21 protein-coding genes are annotated in these 18,823 nt (G+C 39.9%); 11 read left to right on the plus strand and 10 right to left on the minus strand.

The window, feature by feature from the left end; genetic code table 11:
- Window positions 1-35 precede the first annotated feature (35 nt).
- The 3 genes from RIC88_RS04895 to RIC88_RS04905 all read left to right on the plus strand — a co-directional run bounded on the left by RIC88_RS04895 (window position 36) and on the right by RIC88_RS04905 (window position 1,342).
- Window positions 36-536, plus strand: coding sequence for a GNAT family N-acetyltransferase (locus RIC88_RS04895; RefSeq protein ID WP_350216373.1), 501 nt, complete (start codon window positions 36-38; stop codon window positions 534-536).
- A 142-nt stretch (window positions 537-678) separates the two neighbouring features.
- Window positions 679-927, plus strand: coding sequence for a DUF6364 family protein (locus tag RIC88_RS04900; protein ID WP_350216374.1), 249 nt, complete (start codon window positions 679-681; stop codon window positions 925-927).
- A complete protein-coding gene (locus RIC88_RS04905) occupies window positions 917-1,342 on the plus strand; it encodes a type II toxin-antitoxin system VapC family toxin (RefSeq protein WP_350216376.1) in 426 nt (141 codons plus the stop codon). Before RIC88_RS04900 ends, RIC88_RS04905 begins: the two co-directional genes overlap by 11 nt.
- 40 nt (window positions 1,343-1,382) lie before the next feature.
- Here the strand turns inward: RIC88_RS04905 and dnaN are convergent, their stop codons facing one another.
- From dnaN to gldA, 5 genes are all read right to left on the minus strand, one after another.
- Entirely contained in the window at window positions 1,383-2,507 is a 1,125-nt protein-coding gene (dnaN, locus tag RIC88_RS04910) for a DNA polymerase III subunit beta (RefSeq protein WP_350216377.1), read from the minus strand.
- 91 nt (window positions 2,508-2,598) lie between these two features.
- The gene (locus tag RIC88_RS04915; RefSeq protein ID WP_350216378.1) at window positions 2,599-3,492 is read right to left on the minus strand and encodes a DUF4340 domain-containing protein; all 894 of its coding nucleotides are present in this window, start codon (window positions 3,490-3,492) and stop codon (window positions 2,599-2,601) included.
- Window positions 3,489-5,168: a gliding motility-associated ABC transporter substrate-binding protein GldG gene (gldG, locus tag RIC88_RS04920; protein ID WP_350216379.1), complete on the minus strand. Its 1,680-nt coding sequence runs from the start codon at window positions 5,166-5,168 to the stop codon at window positions 3,489-3,491. Before gldG ends, RIC88_RS04915 begins: the two co-directional genes overlap by 4 nt.
- Entirely contained in the window at window positions 5,165-5,893 is a 729-nt protein-coding gene (gene gldF / locus RIC88_RS04925; RefSeq protein WP_350216380.1) for a gliding motility-associated ABC transporter permease subunit GldF, read from the minus strand. The genes gldG and gldF overlap by 4 nt, the downstream gene beginning before the upstream one ends.
- On the minus strand, window positions 5,890-6,789 hold the full coding sequence (gene gldA / locus RIC88_RS04930) for a gliding motility-associated ABC transporter ATP-binding subunit GldA (RefSeq protein ID WP_350216381.1): 900 nt from the start codon (window positions 6,787-6,789) through the stop codon (window positions 5,890-5,892). The genes gldF and gldA overlap by 4 nt, the downstream gene beginning before the upstream one ends.
- Window positions 6,790-6,922: 133 nt before the next feature.
- On the opposite strand from gldA, the gene RIC88_RS04935 reads away from it, so the two are divergent.
- Together RIC88_RS04935 and RIC88_RS04940 are read left to right on the plus strand one after the other, a co-directional pair.
- Window positions 6,923-7,447 (plus strand): NADPH-dependent FMN reductase, encoded by a 525-nt coding sequence (locus tag RIC88_RS04935; RefSeq protein ID WP_350216382.1) that lies wholly within the window; start codon window positions 6,923-6,925, stop codon window positions 7,445-7,447.
- 2 nt (window positions 7,448-7,449) lie between these two features.
- On the plus strand, window positions 7,450-7,992 hold the full coding sequence (locus RIC88_RS04940) for a DUF1572 family protein (RefSeq protein ID WP_350216383.1): 543 nt from the start codon (window positions 7,450-7,452) through the stop codon (window positions 7,990-7,992).
- Between the two features lie 12 nt (window positions 7,993-8,004).
- Here RIC88_RS04940 and RIC88_RS04945 read toward each other — a convergent pair whose 3' ends face one another.
- From RIC88_RS04945 to RIC88_RS04955, 3 genes are all read right to left on the minus strand, one after another.
- Window positions 8,005-11,073 carry a T9SS type A sorting domain-containing protein gene (locus RIC88_RS04945; RefSeq protein ID WP_350216385.1) on the minus strand — a complete coding sequence of 1,023 codons (3,069 nt, stop codon included), beginning with the start codon at window positions 11,071-11,073 and terminating at the stop codon, window positions 8,005-8,007.
- Between the two features lie 2 nt (window positions 11,074-11,075).
- On the minus strand, window positions 11,076-11,441 hold the full coding sequence (locus RIC88_RS04950) for a hypothetical protein (protein ID WP_350216386.1): 366 nt from the start codon (window positions 11,439-11,441) through the stop codon (window positions 11,076-11,078).
- Between the two features lie 67 nt (window positions 11,442-11,508).
- Window positions 11,509-13,110 carry an NAD(P)/FAD-dependent oxidoreductase gene (locus tag RIC88_RS04955; RefSeq protein ID WP_350216387.1) on the minus strand — a complete coding sequence of 534 codons (1,602 nt, stop codon included), beginning with the start codon at window positions 13,108-13,110 and terminating at the stop codon, window positions 11,509-11,511.
- A gap of 69 nt (window positions 13,111-13,179) precedes the next feature.
- Between RIC88_RS04955 and RIC88_RS04960 the strand changes: the two genes are divergently transcribed.
- The 5 genes from RIC88_RS04960 (at window position 13,180) to RIC88_RS04980 (ending at window position 16,476) form a co-directional block, all read left to right on the plus strand.
- Window positions 13,180-13,539: a cupin domain-containing protein gene (locus tag RIC88_RS04960; RefSeq protein WP_350216388.1), complete on the plus strand. Its 360-nt coding sequence runs from the start codon at window positions 13,180-13,182 to the stop codon at window positions 13,537-13,539.
- 108 nt (window positions 13,540-13,647) lie between these two features.
- Complete coding sequence (locus tag RIC88_RS04965) at window positions 13,648-14,160, plus strand: RNA polymerase sigma factor (protein WP_350216389.1); 513 nt, start codon at window positions 13,648-13,650, stop codon at window positions 14,158-14,160.
- On the plus strand, window positions 14,147-14,722 hold the full coding sequence (locus RIC88_RS04970) for a hypothetical protein (protein WP_350216390.1): 576 nt from the start codon (window positions 14,147-14,149) through the stop codon (window positions 14,720-14,722). Before RIC88_RS04965 ends, RIC88_RS04970 begins: the two co-directional genes overlap by 14 nt.
- 222 nt (window positions 14,723-14,944) lie before the next feature.
- Window positions 14,945-15,478, plus strand: a complete 534-nt coding sequence (locus tag RIC88_RS04975) for a hypothetical protein (RefSeq protein WP_350216391.1) — start codon at window positions 14,945-14,947, stop codon at window positions 15,476-15,478.
- 176 nt (window positions 15,479-15,654) lie between these two features.
- Window positions 15,655-16,476, plus strand: coding sequence for a peptidylprolyl isomerase (locus RIC88_RS04980; protein WP_350216392.1), 822 nt, complete (start codon window positions 15,655-15,657; stop codon window positions 16,474-16,476).
- Window position 16,477: 1 nt separating this feature from the next.
- Here the strand turns inward: RIC88_RS04980 and yidD are convergent, their stop codons facing one another.
- A complete protein-coding gene (gene yidD, locus RIC88_RS04985) occupies window positions 16,478-16,696 on the minus strand; it encodes a membrane protein insertion efficiency factor YidD (RefSeq protein ID WP_350216393.1) in 219 nt (72 codons plus the stop codon).
- Between the two features lie 123 nt (window positions 16,697-16,819).
- Here yidD and RIC88_RS04990 point away from each other — a divergent pair, with 123 nt between their 5' ends.
- A complete protein-coding gene (locus RIC88_RS04990; RefSeq protein WP_350216394.1) occupies window positions 16,820-18,208 on the plus strand; it encodes a BamA/TamA family outer membrane protein in 1,389 nt (462 codons plus the stop codon).
- Here the strand turns inward: RIC88_RS04990 and RIC88_RS04995 are convergent.
- A complete protein-coding gene (locus RIC88_RS04995) occupies window positions 18,205-18,822 on the minus strand; it encodes a toxin-antitoxin system YwqK family antitoxin (protein WP_350216395.1) in 618 nt (205 codons plus the stop codon). The genes RIC88_RS04990 and RIC88_RS04995 overlap by 4 nt on opposite strands.
- Window position 18,823: the final 1 nt, after the last annotated feature.

An 18,823-nucleotide genomic window follows, 5' to 3' on the forward strand; every position in this document is an offset into this window, starting at 1 on the left:
GGCCCGAGCAATCGGGTCTTTTTCATTTTTCACTAATGCAGATTAAAACTGAGCGACTTTACATCAGAGAAGCCACTTTGGGAGATGCTTCATTCTTCTTTGAGTTAATGAATTCTCCCGGCTGGATCAAGTATATTGGTGATCGTGGCATCAAATCACTGGATGACGCTAAGACATACATAGAAAGCTTAAATAAAGGATATACCAAAAATGGATTCGGACTTTACCTGATTTCGGATACTAGCAATTCAATAGGTGTCTGTGGGCTGCTGAAAAGAGATTATTTGGATTATCCTGATCTAGGTTTTGCGCTACTACCAAAATACACGGGTCTGGGATACATTCAGGAGGCTAGCGCTGCTGTGTTAAAAAAAGCTTTTAAAAAGCTTCTACTGCCAAAGGTGCTGGCTATCACTTCAAAAGAGAATTTTGCTTCACAGTCAACTTTGGAAAAGCTTGGATTTGAAAAAATGAAGCTTATTAAAAACCCTGAAGGAGAAGAAGTCCTCTTGTATGAGAAATTAAAAGCCGTCTGACGAATTTCTAAATGAAAGCTCGAGATATGAATGGCTCTGCCTATTGTAATAATTGATTCGTCTGACGGCTATCAGTTAAACCGTTGATCGTTTCTAACAACATTATTTGTCGTTACACGTGTAATAAAGTAAATTTACACGTATGTCAACGAAGCTTACACTGACAATAGAGGAAGAGGTAATCGAAAAGACGAAGAAGTATGCAGCTTCTACAGGTAGTAGTCTATCAAAAATGGTTGAAGATTACTTTCGCTCCATCCTCGCAGAAACCGAGACTAAGAAACCATCCTCAAAGCGAATTAGGAAGCTAAAAGGAATCATTGCTTACGACTCGGATTCCGATTATAAGAAGGTTTTGGAAGAGGGCTTAATTGAGAAATATGATCAATAAAGTATTTCTTGATACAGATGTCATTCTGGACTTCCTCATTGATCGTGAACCGTTCTCATCTCATGCTACAGCGATCTTCAATTTAGCCGAAGAGAATAAGATTTCACTTTTCACCTCCTCATTGTGTATTCATAATGTGCACTACTTTGTAAGAAAAAAACTTGGAAACAAAAAAGCACTTGAAGTCATTTCTGAGTTAATCCAGATGATAACCATTCAATGTACATGCTTAGATCATATATCCGAGGCTATAAACAGTGGCTTTTCAGACTTTGAAGATGCCATCCAAAATGCCGTGTCAAAAGAAAATGGAATAAATCTGATACTAACCAGAAACATCAAAGATTTTAAGAAATCTAACCTACTTATTCAATCTCCGCTGGAGTTTATTGTTGCCCAAAAACAAAAAAAGTGACGCCTCTCAGCATCACTTTAAATCTTAAAATTCCTTTCGATTAAACCTGATTATTCAGCATTACAGGCATTACCAACATCAAAATATCTTCCTCCTCATCTTTATCGTTTGGCGTAATGATGCCTGCTTTGTTTGGTGCGCTTAATCTGAGCGTAATGTCATCAGAATCGATATTGGCCAGCATTTCAACCAGGAACTTGGCGTTGAATCCGATTTCCAAATCTTCACCATCATGTTCGCATGATAATCGTTCGTTTGCCTCATTGGAGAAATCCAGATCTTCTGCAGAAATCATCAACTCACTTCCGGTGATTTTTAGCCTTACCTGATGCGTGGTTTTGTTGGCGTAAATAGCAATTCTTTTCAATGAACTAAGCAGCTCATTTTTCTTAACTACCACGGTGTTGTTATTATCCAATGGAATAACATTCTCATAATCCGGAAATCTTTCGTCAATTAATCGGCAAATCATTTTCACCTGATTGAAGCTGAAGAATGCATTGGATGCATTGAACTCCACATTCACATTGGTAAGCTCTGATGGAAGCGTTGCTTTCAAGAGCGTAAGTGCTTTTCGAGGGATGATCATGCTGTGGCTCATATCTGCAGCTACATCTACCCTTCTATATCTTATCAGTCTGTGACTGTCAGTCGCCACAAAAGTGGTGTTCGTCTCATCTAATTTCACAAACACTCCCGTCATTGCCGGTCTCAACTCATCGTTTGATGTAGCAAAAATGGTGTTGTTAATTGCCCTTCCTAATACTTCGGATGACATGTTCACTGCATAACCGTCCGATACAGTTGGGATTTTCGGAAAATCTGTCGCATTCTCTCCGGCAAGTTTATACCTACCATTATCAGAGTTGATCTCGATGCTATAGGTATTGCTGTCAATTGAAAAGGTTACTGGTTGCTCCGGAAGGTTTCTAAGTGTCTCCAAAAGAATCTTAGCAGGAATGGCAATGCTTCCATCCTCTTTCGCTTCAACCTGCAACTCAGTGATCATGCTTGTTTGAAGGTCAGAAGCTGTAACGGTCAGGTTTCCATCATTAATTTCGAAAAGGAAATTCTCCAAAATCGGAACAACGGGGTTGGTTGTAATCACGCCATTGATAGCCGATAGTTGCTTTAAAAGGTAGGATGATGAGACAATGAATTTCATATGTTATAAAGCTTTGTGATTTAGGCAATCGCCTCTTTTTTTCGGGTGGCTAATTTAAGCACAAATTATGAGATAAGCAGTTGAAATATGATCAGTTAAGACCATCAGGATTAGATAGAATCTGTTGCACCCTTCTGCCATCAATTACCATTTGCTGACCTGTGTGATCAATGACTAAATGATAGCCACGTTTTTCATCATCAGGATAGATTTGCAATAGCGTTGGATTTTCATCCTTCAGGTCATCAATAAGAACCCTGGCCAATGGCTCTGAATCCGAAAGGCTATCCAAATCAGGGAATCTTCTCTTTGAAATCATTTCATTCGCCTGGAATTGCTGAAACTGATTAAGGTAATCTACAACTGCAGAGCTATCATACGGGGCATCTCCATTAACCGTGAAAAAATTATCATTGAAAGCGATTTCAAAGCTTTCACCGTTCTGTTTTTCAACTTTTATTTTCTGAATGGTCCTCCAGCTTCCATCTACAATCGTTCGATCTCTCCATTGATCCGGATGTAATGTGAAAATATCTATGACATTATCTCGATAGCCCGGAACAGCTACTTCCTTAGCTATATCATTTGTAATAAAGTAAGATTTCGTTTTGGTTGGATTCGTGGCGATTTGAAACCGGTAGCGGGTGTTAAAATCAAACTCTACTTCAACATTTCCAAGTACCTCTCTATTCCAATCATCAATGGTCCTGCCCACTTCAACCTTCTCTAAAATAGAAATAAGGGTATTGATAAATCCTTCATCAGCTTTGTATTGATCATTGAGTATCCATCCTTGCTCTGAACGTTCAATAACTACGCTATCCTTTTCTATAGCAAAAGTGAACCTGCTAACACCTTCTAAATCCTCACTCAAAAAATACTTTTCAGCTTTGGGCGCATCATTTGATGAATCATTCAAAAAAAGCGCAAGATTCAATCCCAGAAGAATTGCGACAGCTATGGCATATTTGATTGTCTTGCTCATTGCTTTGCAAATTTATTTTTCCTGATATACCATTTAATGCCACCAATTAACAACACAAGTAAAACCGGGGCAACTAAGTTGACCAATTGCCATTTGGTTCGCTCTTGCTGAACTTTCACCCTATCCAGTGGACGAATTTTTACCTCACGAGACCTGGTCTCAATCAACCCGGAATCGTCAACCATATAGTCCAGAATGTTTAGGATAAATTCTTCATTTGCATAGGTAGTCTTCGTAAAAGGCTCCACCCCTAAACTCAAAGGTTCATCTGTCTCGGGATCAAAGTCATTTCGGATGATGTCTCCATCTCCAATGACAATTACCTTTCCAGGATCACCTTTTTCAATAAAATCAGTCTTGTCAAAACCTTTTGGCACAAGTCTGTTAGCATAAAGTGACATGAACTTTCCTTCCAAAAGATAACCAACTGTTTTCGGTCCATCGGTAAATCTTTCAGGCCTAAGCTTATCTCTCAAATCATTGAATGCCACCCTGACCGGCGGCCCCAGGAGTTTGGTATACTGGCTGGTGTTTATCAAGGGTGTCTTAACTATTCCTTCAGCTTTCACCGTATCGATTTCTGAAACAAATCGACCAAGGATTGCATCAAGATTTCTTACGGATGGATGCTTGCCGAAATTGGTGAGTACTGGGAAAAATGGCCATGGGATCATCTGAATTTGAGGCTGGCCGCCCACATTTCCTGCCACAACAGGAAATTGCCCACTGTTTACATCAAGAACATAATTCTGATTTATTCGAACACCGTACTTAAACAATTGATCCGCAAGATTGGTCTTGTAAGAAATAGCTACTGTTCCCTCTCCTGAGGCACTATCCATGTTCACTCGCAATGCATCAATGAAGTAAATCAGATTTCCACCTCGCATCAGGTACTGATCCACCAAATATTTTTCCCTTTCTGTAAAAGGCTGTGTGGGCTTGCCTATTACAACAGCATCGTATCCGCTTAGCTCGTTTCTATTACTTAGTGAAACATTAAAAAGATCAAATCTTGATAAAACCGCACTCCTGAAGCCGGCAACCTCCAAACTGTCGGGAGAACCATGGCCAGTGATGTAAGCTACCTTTCTGGTGCCTCCACCCACAAGTTGAGCGATAGCTGAGGCGAGCTCATATTCCAGACCTTCAATACTTTGGTTTAATAAAATATCTATTTCAGCAGCGCTATTCCCTTTTACGAGGTTTGCAGCTACTTCATTCATTCCTTTTGAAACAATTGCTCCGGGGAAAAGAAGTTTCTCCATTCGGTCACCATCTGCATTCTTGTAGTTTAGATTCGAAGGCTCGATCCCTTTATCAATCAAAGACTGATAAAACTGATTTCTAGCTTGTTGATTTGTTGCTTGTGCCGGGTCAGTGAATTTGTATTGGATGAGGTTGTCACTCTCCATAGCAAACTGCTCCAGCATTTCACCAATGGATTTTTGAAAACGTTCAAAATTGGATGGTAATTCACCCGCTAAATACACTTCAAAAAATACCTGCTCGTCAAGTGATCGCAAAAGCTCTTTTGTTGCCTCAGAAATAGTGTAGCGTTTCTCCTCTGTCAAATCAAACTGCACCCGAAACCTATCCGCCAGCTGATTTACCAGCCAGACACTGAGTAGTAAAGTCAGCGTTTGAAGTATGATTATTTTCCTTCCTTCACTCATCCCTTTTGCACATTTAAAATGATTCGGGTAACATACAAAAACAGTGCGATCATGCTCAAAAAGTAAACCACATCGCTCATATCAATCAACCCTTTGCTCAATGTCTCATAATGAGCCAAAATGCCGATTTGCTCAATGATGAAGGAAGTCTCAGACCATATATTGATGGATGCGATGGAATCAAACCCGGCATAAAAAGAAAAGCATAAGAATGCTGCCAGAATGAACGAGACAATTTGATTACCTGTAAGTGCTGAAGCAAGTATTCCGATGGAAGTAAAAATACCTCCAAGTAAAATCAGCCCAATATAGGAACCTATGATGCCCGCAGTGTCAATATTGCCAACCGGGTTTCCAAGGTATGATAGCGTGAAATAGTATACTAACGTTGGGATGATTGAGAAAACAACCAAAAGAAACCCCGCCAAAAACTTTCCGATCACAATTTCAATGTCTCTGAAGGGCAGTGTATAAAGTAATTCAATTGTCCCATTCCGCTTCTCCTCTGCAAAAGCCTTCATGGTGATGGCTGGAATCAAAAACATAAAAACATAAGGAGCTACGGAAAACAAGGTTTCCATGCTGGCATATCCATAGTCGAGCACATTCGTCTCAGGAAAAACCCACATCAGCAGTCCTATCCCAATCAGAAAAATCCCGATCACTACATACCCTATGAGTGAATCAAGGAATTCGTTTATTTCTTTTTTTAGGATTGCGATCATTTCTCTTTGGTCAGTTCCTGAAAAACATTCTCAAGGGATTGTTCTTCTTTTAAGATGTTGATTAATGGTAAAGCATGCTCTCCGGCTACTTTCATGATGATCTTTCTCGGATCTTCTTTGGCAGAAATACGATAGCTATTCTCTCCTACTTGAGAAACGTCAAGATCTTCATTTTCGAAAAGAGCTTGATCAACAGGATCCTCAAACTCCACCCAGTAACTGATCACGTCAGACTTCATTGACTTCAGATTTTTAACTTCGTCATCCGCCACAATCTGACCTTTATTGATAATCACCACCTTATCACAAAGCGCTTCTACCTCCTGCATAATATGAGTGGAAAGAATAACCGTTTTGTCCTTACTAGCCTCTTTGATCACCTTTCGAATCTCAACTAATTGATTGGGATCAAGACCTCCTGTAGGTTCATCCAAAATAAGAACCTTGGGATCATGGATCAATGCCTGAGCCAATCCAACCCTTTGCCTGTATCCTTTGGAAAGCGCTCCAATTTTCTTGTGTTGCTCTCTTTCCAGCCCACACGTTTCGATCATCTCGTCAATTCTTGCTCTTTGATTTCCAATTCGATAAGCTGACGCAATAAAACCGAGATACTCTTTTACGTACATATCCAGATACAGCGGATTATGTTCCGGTAAGTAGCCTGTAAGTTCTTTTACCTTCAAAGGTTCCTTGGTAACATCAATGCCCTCCACTGAAATTGCACCCGAGGTTAATCCAATGTAGCCCGTCGCTATCTTCATCGTTGTAGATTTTCCAGCACCATTAGGGCCAAGGAAACCGGTTATTTTTCCTTTGGTCGCTTCAAATGAGATTTCATTCAATGCTTTTTGAGTGCCGTAAACTTTAGTAAGTTGCTCTACCTTGATGGACATTTGAACTAAAAGTGGTTCTTGAGGTTTACAGGTTTGTGTTTCTTTGTGGTCTTTGACAGACCTGAAAACGCAATTATCGGGCAAATATTCTTATATGCGCCCATAACTACAATATTGATTTAGAAAATCCTGTATGATCACAATCATAAGCGGCACTAATCGTAAAAATTCCATCTCAAAACAGGTGGCATTACTGTATCAAGAAATACTGAAAGAACATGATGTAGAAAGCACCATTGTGGATCTGGAAAAGCTACCTGCAGATTTCATTGCTTCTGCCTTATATGAAAACCAGGGCACGAATGTAGACTTCAACCCTGTAAGAGAGCACATGAAGGAAGCTCAAAAATTTGTATTCATCGTTCCTGAATACAATGGTTCCTTTCCAGGAATACTTAAAACCTTCCTGGATGCGCTGGAATTTCCAGGAACATTAAAAGGGAAGAAATGTGCAATTGTTGGACTTTCTTCAGGGATACAAGGTGGAGTGATGGCTATGAGCCATTTAACAGACATTTTCAATTACCTTGGTATGCATGTGCTGGCACTCAAGCCCAAATTGATTCGTATCAACGGCAAAATGGAAGGTGGTAAAATCACTGATGAGACATATGTAAAGAGGCTTAAGGATCAAGCAAAAGCAATTATTGAATTCTAGAAATGACAGAAAATCTCATTAAACTATTGGCATATTATAAGTCGCTAGGTGAGCGAACTTTCAATGCATTATCTGATGATGAGCTCCATCTAATTCCGAATGACGGATCCAATAGTATCCCAATGTTGGTAAAACATATGAGTGGAAATATGCTTTCCAGATGGACCAACTTCCTGACCGAAGATGGCGAAAAAGACTGGCGAGACAGAGAGGGCGAATTCGAATCTACTATCAAGACAAGAAAAGAGATGATCGAAAAGTGGGAAGAAGGCTGGACCTGCTTCTTCAATGCGATTAAAGATTTGAAAACTGATGACCTGAACAGAACTGTGTATATCAGAAACGAAGGGCATACTGTAATTGACGCCATCCACCGACAGCTTGCCCATTACAGTTATCACATTGGTCAGATGGTCTATCTGGCAAAGATTATAAAAGGTGAAGACTGGGAGTCACTTTCTATTCCGAAAGGTGGCACTGCAGCCTATAATCAAACGAAGTTTTCGGCTGAAAAATCAGAAAAACACTTTACTGACAAGGTATAGTGGTAGAACTGATTATTGTTTAATTATCCTTACCAACTTGTCTGATTCTACATTGACTAACTTGAGGAAATAAACACCATCCGGATAGGCATATAGCGAAAGAGTTCCCTCAAATGATCCTCCATATCTACTCAGCTTTCTATACTGAATAACACGTCCGTTTAGGTCTAAAACCTCAATTTTCAGAAAGCCATTTATATAAGTATGATCACTCAATGAAATCTTAAAAACTCCGTTTGTTGGATTTGGGAATATTTTTAATCCTTCTATTAGGTTTTCCTGTGCTCCAAGGATGTAAAAAATATCAACTGTTTCCTCATACACACACTGACCATCATCAGAATTAATAACCACCTGATACGTGCCTTCTTCCAAATCAGAAAACATTGGATCTGTTACAAAGGTCTGTCCACCATCAATGCTATATTCGTAACCAAAACCACCGCTAGCAGAGATATTTATTGCTCCACCTTCAGTGCTGCTGGCATCTACTTTGGTAATTGCTGCGGTCAGATTACATACATATTTAAAACAAAACTCTGTGCTCTCGACTGATCCAAATTGACCATCATCTTCAAAAATTACCTCTCCATCTTCACCGTCCATATAATAAGATCCTTCGCCATAATCACAACAAATACCATCGCCTTCTGAATCTGTTATTTCGAAGGTGTAGCACTTATCCGTTTCTAAACAAACTACATGACTGTAAGTTGTGAGGTTACTTGTATATGGACCGCCCGATTCTACAACATTATTTTCTTCATCCAGAATCTCCCACGTTGTTTCTTCGGGGTAATTATCCGTAGTTAGGTAGAGGGTTATTTGCTCGGATTCTAATGAATGATTTACTGATTTAACTAATTCATTATCAGCTGGTAATTGATCCTCTTCGCTATTCGGATTTTCAATTGTAACCTTCAAATCATTATTTCCTTCATCAAGACTTTCAAAAGCAATCTCTACTAAATCAATTTCGTTTGTTTCCAAAGATCCGATCCATTCAATAGTTTCCTGAAGATCATCATTTACGAAAAGGTTAATATCTAATGAAGTCATAGTCGTGGCGCCATTATTTATGATACTCAAATTTCCAGACAGAACATCCGTACACGACTCATCCGGCAAATCCATATCAACTCCTGCATCAAAAGTTGGAATATTTTTAACAACTACAGAGTAGCTGTCATTTTCTTCAGCCTCATCAGCATCGTAAATTATTTTAAATTGGATACCATATTCACCTAAAGCACCTAAGTCTACAGGTGAAGAAAAGGTGTACTCAATATCCTCTTGAGGATCTAATGAACCTGTATAGGTATCTGTAACAATATCAACACCATCTACTATTAATTGAATATCAAAATTGGAAGCTACCATTTCTCCCGTATTGCTGATTTCTACCGTGATAGATTCTGATGATGATAAGCTTGCGAAAGGTTCAGGTGAAATGACCTTCACTGCAGCAAGATCATTATCTCTTCTTTCCAGTTGAAAAGAAAAAATCCGGGTGGTGGCATCATCCGTACCGTTTCCAGCGTATTCGGAAGTGTACCAAAATGTCAAATCATCCGAAGGGTCAACATTCATTTGAGCATAATCACCAAAGCGAGTTCCGGAAATAATCGGATTTAATCCCGCCACAACTTCATATTCTTGAACAGTCATAATCCCGAGTGGATCATTGGCAAATCTTCCGGTGAAACGAATACCAACATATTCATCATCTCCACTTACATTGTACGCTAATCCAATATTGCCATTTCCATCCATGGCTATTGACCCCATGTAGCGATGCAAACCATCATCAGGAGCGAATGTTCCTTCTTGATAAAGCTCCCAATCTCCACCTGATCTTCTTAGCTCCATCCATCTAATACCTGAAATATTTTCACCATCGGTTGCGTCTGTTATGAAATTCAGCACTATAGATTCGTGTGTGTCAAAATTCCTATAATGAGGTACATTCATAATAACCTCTGGTATTGCATCTAGTCCATCTCCATCTTTCTGTGGGACACAAGCAAAACCCGCACCTGCAGCAGCACATGGATACCCATCAAAAGGTGTAGTAATTATAGATGTTAGTGTAGTTGTCGTATTATCAGGATCATCAAAATCAACTTCGAAAGTGTATATTTCCAGCACATCTTCCTCCACATCGCCCCATGAGGAATCATTGATTTTTACAACCATAGGCTTGTTATCCACCGGAGCGGTATCTCCATTCCAGTCAACAGGAGTGGTTACATAAAATCCTGCCTCTGTATTTGTATTACCTCCAATTTCCACTCTTTGGATGGTAACATCCTCATTACCGGCTATCAATGCATCTCTATCGATAAAATATTGATGTAAGGCATTAGTACCTGATTCATTTGTTGTAACAGTATATGAGTCACTCCAAATAGCATATTTAGGATAGTCTGGAAAGTCAGGAGTTGAAAATGAGTATACATAGTATGATCCTTGAGGATCGTTTGTCTCACTCATGGCAATTAGCAAGTTTGCAGGGTCAGCAAACTCAGTTATTAACCATCGATCTGCGGCTTGATCAAAAAGAATAATAGGATCTCCTAAAGATGATTCCCCTAGTGGTGACCAAAGTGTATTTGCAGAAAATTCCTGCTCCAATGTTCCATCTTTTTGAAAAATCCCGATTGAAGTTGCATTTATAGCTTGTAAGTAATAGTTAGACCCTATAGCCCCAGTCGGATCCTGGGGGTCAGATCCATTGGTGATTCCTTCAATATTTACTATTGGCTCAATAATCACTCGAGTTCGGTCAGGTGTCTGGATTTGTCGAATCGGATCGGGTCCCTGATGCTCGACTTCTGCAATCTTTACTTTGCTTGTTCCTCTACCGAAAAAGTTAGGTTGGGCTTTTTTTGCTTTATTCTTATCCCGTTTGGTAGAGCTAGTTGTGGGTACTCCAACCAGCTTATCTATCCTTTCTGTTTTTCCAAGAAAAACTGCGTTTGTATTACTGGAATTGATGTCTTTAATCGACTCAGTCTTAGTCTGACCAAAACTGAAAATAGCCATGAAGATGCTAATGGCTAATAAGTATTTTCTTCTCATAATTAATTCTTTATTGGTCCTGACTTTCCAGACTTGGAATTTATGGGTGTATGTAGAGCTTCATCAGATACCCTTGAAACTTCAATTACCCCCTCATCTTTACCTAGTTTCTCTATTGTCTCATTTACCACATATTCATTCGCTATTTTCACCATCCACTTATTCTGCGAACGGCTTATTCGTTTCATGCTTTCAACCTTCACGGATTTGATGGCCTCCAAATCTGATGGAGTCAAATCATCTTGTAATAGTAAAAGGATAGGAATAGCTTCTTGATTTTCCTCTAAAGACTGTGTTTGATTAGCAGATTTGCATTGAACAAGTAACAGTGTTGTAATAGCAAATAATAGGGATATACTATTTTTCATGAAGGTGATTATTTAATCAAAAATAACATCAATTATCTCAGAAAACTGTTAGCTAAAAAAAATATAATTAATGGTACATTTTCAGCACACCATCCATACATCTCTCCCCATCCATGGCTGCAGATACAATACCTCCTGCATATCCAGCTCCTTCCGCGCATGGAAATAATCGCTTGACTTCAATATGCTCGCAGGTTTCACGATCACGTGGAATTCTAACTGGCGATGATGTTCTGCTTTCTACACCAATGATCTGCGCCTCATTTGTGAGGTAACCCTTCATTTTCTGACCAAAATACTGGAAGCCTTGCCGTAATCGTTTCCCAATAAAATGAGGCAAAACCTCCATCATATCTGCAGATTGGACTCCCGGTTGATAAGAGGTTTCCAGCAAATCACTGGATACTTTGCCATTTACAAAATCAATCATTTTCTGAGCTGGAGCCATTTGAGTTTCTCCTCCAAGCTTCCAGGCCTGCTTTTCCACATCTGCTTGAAACTCCATTGCAGCCAGTTCACCAAATTTTCGGTACTCAGGTATATCATCCAATTCTACTGCCACCACCATACCGGAGTTTGCATATTTGCTATCCCGCCTGGATGGACTCATTCCATTCACTACCAATTCACCCGGAGAGGTGGCAGCAGGAACAATGAAGCCTCCCGGGCACATACAGAATGAGAAAACCCCACGCTCCTTCCCTTTCAAGGTAGTTTGAGAAACCAGGGAATATGCAGAAGCAGGCAAGTATTCACCTCTGTTATCACATTTGTACTGAATTTGATCGATGAGTTGCTGTGGATGCTCAATTCGTGCACCCAAAGCAAAAGGCTTAGCTTCAGTTTTTACTTTATGCTTTTGACATAATCTAAAAATATCACGAGCTGAATGTCCGGTAGCGAGTACCACAGCAACTCCTTTGAAATTACTCTGCTCAGCAACTACTCCTTTAATCTCTCCATCTTCAATAATGAAATCAGTAACCTTGGTGTTGAAATGAACTTCCCCTCCTGCCGCTTCTATTGTTTCCCTCAGAGCTGTTACCAGCTTAGGAAGCTTATTTGTTCCAATATGCGGATGTGCTTCAAACAAGATGTCAGGTGTAGCTCCATGTGCTACCAGTATTTCAAAAACTCTACGGATACTCCCTCTCTTTTTAGAACGGGTATAGAGCTTTCCATCAGAATAAGTTCCGGCACCTCCCTCTCCAAAGCAATAGTTGCTTTCCGGGTTTACTTTGTGTTCCTTATTGATTGCTGCCAGGTCCCTTCTCCTGGCCTGAACATCCTTTCCTCGTTCCAGCAGGATAGGTTTTAAGCCACCCTCAATTGCTTTGATGGCAGCAAAAAGACCGGCCGGGCCCGCTCCCACGATTATGACTGGCTCGGCATTGCTGACATTATGATTCTTTTTGAAATACTCTACATACTCCACCTCCGGTGGCGTATCACGTACGTCTACCTTTAGATTGACTTTTATTGTTTTTTGACGCGCATCAATTGACCGACGGAGGATATCAACATACTGACCGTCCTTTAACTGACCGGAAGATTTCAAATGATTCTCAAGTGCTTCAGTATCGAAACCAATTTCAGGAGTTACTACCAGGTCGTGGATGGGCATGGTGCAAAAGTAGTTTCCTATGAGATGCTGAAACAAGTTCAGCATGACAGAATATAAAATTTAAGTCACCCTGATTATTTCAGGGTCTAAATAGGCTCTAGCTATCTTTAAGCCATGAACATCCAAGAACATTTATCCAAAGTCACAGAATACTTCTCCCCAAAAGTCATTGGTGAAGTGAATGATGTATATGTGAAAGTGGCGAAAATCAAAGGAGAAGATATCCCTTGGCACAATCACGCCCATGAAGATGAAGCATTTTTCATTCTAAATGGAGAGCTGCTTTTTGAAGAAGAAAATAAAAAGCCTTTTATAATGAAGCAGGGAGATTTCTATGTGGTGAAACAAGGCGTAAATCACCGAGTTTCATCAGAAGAAGAATGTCAGATCATGCTGATTGAAAACAAATCCACCGCTCATACCGGCGAAGTGAAGAGTACCGTAACAAAGAGTATTGAAGAGCAACTTAAGTAACGCTCACTTCAAACTATTTCATGGTCCATTTATGAGACGATTGAGAAAACTTTTCCTTTTGTGTAAGAAATCTAATGGCCCGGGTACTAATGAGGTATCGATTCGAAAATGAAAGAAAGCGAACAGCGTAAAATTTTCAATGAATGGCTGGATGGTCATAGGGCATTACTTTTCAAGGTGATACGATCGTATGCATTTTCAACCGAGGATCAGAATGATCTATTTCAGGAGGTGTGCATACAGATGTTCAGATCCATTCCCAATTTCAAAGGCTCATCAGCTGTTTCTACCTGGCTATATCGTATTGCATTGAATACTGCAATCAAATGGAGCACGAAGGAAAAGAAGCATATAGATGGGCATCAGGAAGTAGACAAAATGGGCAATGTGCTGGTAGCGAAGGATGAAGCTGAGGATGAGCGAGTTTCATGGCTATATGAAGTCATCAAGAAGTTCAATGAGATTGATCGCTCGCTTACGCTTCTCCTGCTGGATGGATACAGCTACAAAGAGATGTCTGATCTTATGGGCATTTCTGAAAGCAACATTGGGGTGAAGCTTCATCGGATCAAAAAACAATTGACTGAAACCTCTAAAAGCTACGAGTATGATGGAGTTTGAGGAAATGCAAAAAATCTGGAACGAACAAAAAGGAGAAACTATGTATGCAATAGATCAACAAGCACTGCACAACAGTGTAGGACGTAAAAAAGATGCGGCCAGCAGGCGTATCAATAAAGTAGAAATAAGTCTGATGATAATTAATAGTATAGTTACAATCGTATTACTGACAGATGCGATTATTGACAAAGAAGGACTTTGGGACTATGCCGGTGCGGGTGTGATGGGCCTTACAGTGTTATTTCTCTTATTCTTTCGAAGAAAGAGAAGGAAGAAAGAGAACAGCTTTGACAGATCGTTGATGGGAGAACTGGAACATGCCATATCCAACAGTGACTCAATGATCCGGATTGCCACCATTATGATCTACTACTACCTGATTCCTATTGGAATTTTCACCCTTGCCAAAATGATCTATTTCGGTGCTTCCATTGAAAAGTGGTTATTGATTATCGGCATGTACGGGCTTGCATTCTTTTTAGTTCGATGGGAACGGAAAGCATATCACATCCCACGCAAACGAAACCTGATGACGCTGAAGAAAAAACTGATGGAAGAGTAAATTCATCTAATTAAGCAAATAAGGTATATTCGAAATAGGCCTTATGATTATAGAGGTGCTGTTCATATCCCAGCCTTTGCCGGCAGACAGGCGATTAGCAAGCGCTTTTGTTTTTGTAAATCAATGCGTTAGATGAAAGGAGTGGCAAAAAATATAAGGTAGCTAAACGCCACTAGTGGCGTTTACATTAATGTTGTGCTTCATTTGAAAAAAAAACGGAGAATGAAATACGTTTTATTACTTCTAACAATATTGACTGCAAATGCTGCCTTTGGACAGGATGAAAGACGAATGAACTTTTTTGGTATTAACCCAAGTGTTACTGTAGAGCCATATTACAACTCAGGCGAACTTGACATTAATGTCTTGCCGATAGTTTATCAGAGAAGTTTTACTAATCGTATTGATTTTAGATTAATAAGTATTTTGAACTACGGCATTAGAAACGGAAATGATAAGTTAAGTCATATTGGTGCAGAAATCGGGACACCAATTTTTTTAAAGAAAAAAAAAGATAAGGTAGAAATATCAAAGGGATTTTTCATTTCGCCAATACTAAGTTTGACAAGAAATAATGAAGCTAATCATACGAACATTGGAAGCTGGATTGAATCAGGATACAACATTCTATTTGAAAATAAATTCTCTTTGTCGTTGGGACTTCAAATAGGTAAAACCTATTTCATTAATGACAATTCAGCCGACACTTGGGGAAATCACTTTGGAGTCAAAGTAGTATTCGGAAAATGGATTTAAAAAAAGCACGAAAGTTTAACAAAAGCTACGTAATGCAGGTTTTAGTGCTAAATTGAATGTAAATCGGTGGCGGACAGTATAGTGCATTCTAATCCCACATTACACATAGCCAAACCGTTACCTCCACAACCACAAACCAATTTTTACTATCTTCATCGCTCTAAAACCTTTGACCAATGAAGTACCTAACCTACCTATCCATTGCTTTGATGTTATTTGCCTGCACCACTAACCACCAGGAAACAGAAGAACCTTCACTAACTAAAGTTAAGCTGACCACCAACAAAGGTGATATCATAATACAGCTATATAACGAAACACCGCTACATCGGGACAACTTCATCAAAATCGTAAATGCAGGTGTACTGGATAGTGTTCTCTTTCATCGGGTCATCGAAAACTTCATGATCCAGGGAGGTGATACGGATAGTAAAAACGCTCAGCCCGGCGATACACTTGGTAGTGGTGGCCTGCCCTACACAGTACCGGCAGAGTTTGACCTAAACTTGTTTCACAAGAAAGGTGTACTGGCTGCTGCAAGGGGAAACCATCCTGATCGTGTTTCCAGCAGCACGCAGTTTTACATTGTACAAGGCAAGGTGTTCAATGACAGCTTGCTCAATCAGGCGGAGACCCGCATCAATGGATGGCTGGCAGAATATTATGTGAAACATGATTCAGCTTATAGTGAGGACCTGGACTCGCTAATGGTTGCCATGGAAGCAGAAGACTGGCCTACTGCAGTTCGCATCAATAATCGGTTTAGAGAGTTGGCCAAAAACTATAAAGATTTTGAACCTTATCGCATACCAGACGAACATTGGGAGGTCTACAAAACAATCGGAGGCACTCCTCATCTGGATCAGAACTATACCGTATATGGAGAAGTGGTTTCCGGATTGGAGGTGGTGGATTCCATTGCATCAGTATCCACCAATGAGCTGGATCGTCCGCTCGAGGATGTGCGTATTTTGAAAGCTGAGGTTTTAGAAGAGTAACTTATTTCACCGGATCATAACCACTCCCACCCCAAGGGTGGCACCTGCTAATGCGTTTCAGTCCCATCCACAGTCCTTTCAGTCCATACTTCTGAATGGCCTCCTTGGTATACTGAGAACAGGTGGGTGTATATCTGCAGGAATTAGGGAATAGCGGAGAGATCGAATACTGGTAGATCAGCACAGGTAAAATGAGGATTTTCTTAAGTATCCGATTCACTTCGTAAAAGTATGAATCAAAATTTGCACACCCACTAAAAAATCATTCTGTTTGTCAATTACTCCATATTTAGAAGCAGCTAGATCTTTCACTTTGATACAATCTCTTTTAAAAATATGCGCAATGACCTTTGCGTTTCTCCTTTCGGCTGCAAGCCATGCCCAGGCAGATTCCAGCGAGGTGCTTACTATACGCAATATTGAGATCGTAGGTAATTTCAAAACCAAGGCGAGAATTATTACTCGAGAGCTCAGTTTCCAAAAAGACAGTACCTATCAGCGTTATCAACTGGACAGCATGTTTGTTTGGGATCGAAATCGCATCTACAATACCAATTTGTTCAATGAAGTCTCGATAGATCTGATGGATGTTACGGATGGAAATGCGGATGTCCTGATTACGGTGGATGAAAGATGGTACCTCTACCCATTCCCCATATTTCGGCTGGTAGACAGAAATTTTAACGACTGGTGGGTTAACCGTGATCGTGATCTCAGTAGGGTGAATTATGGGCTTAAGGTCACCCAGTTCAATTTTCGAGGTAAAAATGAGATACTGCGCTTATGGCTACAAACGGGATTTGAAACGGTACTTAATCTCTATTACGACATCCCCTACATTGACAAAGCTCAAAAAAATGGTTTATCATTTAGCTCCAGCTATTTTGAGGCGAAGAATGTTCCGGTTGTTACTGTTGAAAATATCAGAAGATTTACCTCATCGCAAGAACATGTGCTCAGAAGGGCCTATACGAACTCCATTTCGCATTCTTATCGCAGTTCATTTTATTCATTTCACAACACCAGCATTGGCCACCTTAGGGTTGATGTAGCTGATACCGTGGCTAGGCTTAATGAAAATTACCTGGGAAATGGAAGGACTCAGCAGCAATACCTTTCATTTGGATATACCTACGTATGGGATAAACGAAACAATCGAAACTATCCGACCAAAGGTTCATACTACCGTGCCGGGCTTTCCAAAGTAGGCTTAGGAATCTATGATGATGGTGTAGATTATTGGCGGGCACGAGCGAATTTGACAAAATACACTGAGTTTAAAGACAATTTCTTTCTCGTCAACAACCTGTCGGTGCTAAGTACTTTTCCGGCAAAAAACAGAGCCTATTTCAATTATAGCTCCATTGGTTTCCTGAAAGAAGTAATTAGAGGGTATGATCTTCGCATCATTGAGGCCAGCTCCTATGTATTACAGCGAAATGAATTTAAGCATCAGCTATTCGGTAGAAAATATGACATTAGCAAAGCAATGCCCCTTCGACAATTTCAAACTTTTCCAATCACTATATATGGAAAAGTCTTCTTCGATCAGGGATATGCCGTTGGTTTTCCAAATTATGAAGGAAGCAACCTTTTGACCGATAAATACCTATACAGTTTTGGAACAGGGATCGACCTGGTGCTGGTCAATGACATCACCTTTAGATTTGAATTTTCGAGAACCGGTGAAGATGAAACACACTTTTTCATCAACCTGCTATCCCTGTTTTAGTCAAAATTTTTCCATTCCTTCTTCCTGCCTTTTCTAAAAGTGTACCACTGTCCTACTTTCTCCCCCTGCTCCCATTTGCCTTCATAAAGTTGGTTTCCATCTTCATCAAAATAGATCCAAAGCCCATCCTCTAACCCATCAACCAGTCGACCTTTCTGATTCAGTTGACCATTTTCAAAGTAAAACTCCCATTCACCATTGGGGCTTCCATCCTTATATGCTCCAATTCTCTTCAGATTCCCATTCTCGTGATAGAAAGTCCATCTTCCTTCATATAGGCCATTTTCATAAATTCCATGCTTTTCCAACTGACCGTTGGGGTAATAATATGTTGCTGAATCTTCCATCAGACCATCCACATAAAATTCTCTCCCAATCAATTTTCCATCAAATGAATAATACATTTGAAATCCATCCAGTTCATCTTTTTTGTAAGTGAGTAGCGCATTCAATTCACCGCCAGGATAAAAGTGTCTCCACACTCCTGATTTACCTTTTTCACCTGTTTCTCCAATACTTTCAATGGTTCCATCTCCAAATCGGGCGGTATCTGTTTTCTGCCCAAACAATTGGTGAAATTTAATAACCATCAGAAGAAGAGTTGTTAATTTCATT

Origin of the sequence: Ekhidna sp. (assembly GCF_040220215.1) — a bacterium.
Lineage (GTDB): Bacteria > Bacteroidota > Bacteroidia > Cytophagales > Cyclobacteriaceae > Ekhidna.

Bases quoted from the DNA above. Each gene is read 5' to 3' on its own strand.
- RIC88_RS04895 (WP_350216373.1), top strand. From the start codon at position 36: ATGCAGATTAAAACTGAGCGACTTTACATCAGAGAAGCCACTTTGGGA.
- RIC88_RS04900 (WP_350216374.1), top strand. From the start codon at position 679: ATGTCAACGAAGCTTACACTGACAATAGAGGAAGAGGTAATCGAAAAG.
- RIC88_RS04905 (WP_350216376.1), top strand. From the start codon at position 917: ATGATCAATAAAGTATTTCTTGATACAGATGTCATTCTGGACTTCCTC.
- dnaN (WP_350216377.1), bottom strand. From the start codon at position 2,507: ATGAAATTCATTGTCTCATCATCCTACCTTTTAAAGCAACTATCGGCT.
- RIC88_RS04915 (WP_350216378.1), bottom strand. From the start codon at position 3,492: ATGAGCAAGACAATCAAATATGCCATAGCTGTCGCAATTCTTCTGGGA.
- gldG (WP_350216379.1), bottom strand. From the start codon at position 5,168: ATGAGTGAAGGAAGGAAAATAATCATACTTCAAACGCTGACTTTACTA.
- gldF (WP_350216380.1), bottom strand. From the start codon at position 5,893: ATGATCGCAATCCTAAAAAAAGAAATAAACGAATTCCTTGATTCACTC.
- gldA (WP_350216381.1), bottom strand. From the start codon at position 6,789: ATGTCCATCAAGGTAGAGCAACTTACTAAAGTTTACGGCACTCAAAAA.
- RIC88_RS04935 (WP_350216382.1), top strand. From the start codon at position 6,923: ATGATCACAATCATAAGCGGCACTAATCGTAAAAATTCCATCTCAAAA.
- RIC88_RS04940 (WP_350216383.1), top strand. From the start codon at position 7,450: ATGACAGAAAATCTCATTAAACTATTGGCATATTATAAGTCGCTAGGT.
- RIC88_RS04945 (WP_350216385.1), bottom strand. From the start codon at position 11,073: ATGAGAAGAAAATACTTATTAGCCATTAGCATCTTCATGGCTATTTTC.
- RIC88_RS04950 (WP_350216386.1), bottom strand. From the start codon at position 11,441: ATGAAAAATAGTATATCCCTATTATTTGCTATTACAACACTGTTACTT.
- RIC88_RS04955 (WP_350216387.1), bottom strand. From the start codon at position 13,110: ATGCTGAACTTGTTTCAGCATCTCATAGGAAACTACTTTTGCACCATG.
- RIC88_RS04960 (WP_350216388.1), top strand. From the start codon at position 13,180: ATGAACATCCAAGAACATTTATCCAAAGTCACAGAATACTTCTCCCCA.
- RIC88_RS04965 (WP_350216389.1), top strand. From the start codon at position 13,648: ATGAAAGAAAGCGAACAGCGTAAAATTTTCAATGAATGGCTGGATGGT.
- RIC88_RS04970 (WP_350216390.1), top strand. From the start codon at position 14,147: ATGATGGAGTTTGAGGAAATGCAAAAAATCTGGAACGAACAAAAAGGA.
- RIC88_RS04975 (WP_350216391.1), top strand. From the start codon at position 14,945: ATGAAATACGTTTTATTACTTCTAACAATATTGACTGCAAATGCTGCC.
- RIC88_RS04980 (WP_350216392.1), top strand. From the start codon at position 15,655: ATGAAGTACCTAACCTACCTATCCATTGCTTTGATGTTATTTGCCTGC.
- RIC88_RS04990 (WP_350216394.1), top strand. From the start codon at position 16,820: ATGACCTTTGCGTTTCTCCTTTCGGCTGCAAGCCATGCCCAGGCAGAT.
- RIC88_RS04995 (WP_350216395.1), bottom strand. From the start codon at position 18,822: ATGAAATTAACAACTCTTCTTCTGATGGTTATTAAATTTCACCAATTG.